1 protein-coding gene is annotated in these 1,588 nt (G+C 48.5%); it reads right to left on the bottom strand.

Features of this window, described 5'->3' with window-relative positions:
* The coding region (locus ACW5W8_RS23620; RefSeq protein ID WP_498630858.1) for a retention module-containing protein at nt 1–845 on the bottom strand (845 nt) is incomplete at its 3' end.
* Nucleotides 846–1,588: the final 743 nt, after the last annotated feature.

Genomic DNA, 1,588 nt, shown 5'->3' with positions numbered 1-1,588 from the left:
GTGGTGAGGGTCACATCTTCTTTGACGGTACCCTGGTCAGCGCCCGGGGTGGCAACGCTAATGGTGGCAGTGTCATCGGTGCCGGTGATGGTGATGGTCACGGTAGCCGGGGCACTCTGGTTGCCACTCGGATCGGTTGCAATATAGGTAAAGGAGACCTGCCGTGCCTCACCTTCTCGCAGTGATTGAAACTCGGGGGAGGGAATATATTGATAACTGCCATCGGCATTGAGGGTCAGTTGACCGCTCTGTACGCCGCTCACCAGGGTGTAACCTTGGGGATTAATGCCGTCGCTATCGGGATCCTGCGCTGCAGGAACCTGTGCGAACAGGGTCGGCGTATCTTCTGAAATGCTCTGCTGCTGATCAAAGGCAACCGGAGGATGTTCTATCTTGCCGGCGTTCTCGTCACCCGGCAGCGCATCTAGGCGCTGCGGATCACGGCTGTTATGGGTCGTATCAAAACCGGCTTCGGAAATGGTCGCCCTGGCGGCACGTTCGGTGACAATGGCACCCGCGTTACCGGAGCCTGCGGTGCCTCCTGCGGTCGTACCGCCGCTGGCGGTTGCCTGGGCGATTTCGGTCGGATCCTGCCCATCCTGAATCGCTTGCTGGAGGGCTGCCAGCGCTTGTTTAACCGTGGGGTCGATCTCACTCCTATCGGAGGGGATGGTTTCGTCGGGAATAGGGTTATCCATACTCGCCATGGCTGGCGGTGTCAGTTCTAACTCGGAAGGGGATACCAGTAGCACACCCTTAGGAAGCATATCGCCGACATTAACGGCTTTGATTGAGCCATCTTTTAAAACGATCCAGCACTCTCCTTGAGCCTTAGTGAGTTCCATAGCTTGATCGAGCAGGATTTTGTGCATGTTGCGAATGTTCCTAATAGTCTGAACTGATAAATTTATAGTTTTTAAACTGATTGTGCCGTCCAAGGCTAAGGAGAGTGCATTAAATAATAAAATGACTTATTGATGATATGTTTCCATTAACTAATTCCCTGTCAGAATCCATCTATCACCATGATTTTACTATCTTTATTGTTTTTTTATTTGCTGATTTAAAAGTCAATGCATCCAGAGCGTTCATTATATGAGTGGCTTATTCTTTTTTGTAGAGAATAAAGAAATTTAAAGGCGTTTAATGTGGAAAACGTTTTTATTTCTTTCTTGCGCTTATGGTAGCGGTAACAAATTCGGTGAGATATCAGTTTTATAGGGCTCGTTTATAAGATGTCGTCGTTGATGGGGATTTTTTGTTATTTATATACAGATTATTAACATGCACGAGAAAATAAGTTTTCAATCCAAATGACGATCGTATTGATGATATGAATAAGTAGTCAGCTGTGTGAATGTTAATAGGGGACAGTGGAATGTATGTTGGTAACACTCTGATCTTCCTGATTACCCATGACCTTCAGCCAGCTTCAAGAGTCGATATGGCATCGGCGGGCTTGCCATGAGGTGTCCTGACAAGATCGGACAGTCCCGGCAAGCAGCCTGAGCAGTTCTCCAATACCTCTTGTTAAACTCCGCTGGGCTGACATTGCCAAGTCGTGAATGCCGACGCTGGCGGTTGTAAA

This window comes from Aeromonas aquatilis, assembly GCF_054052405.1.
This window is presented reverse-complemented; position numbering and strand designations above follow the sequence as displayed.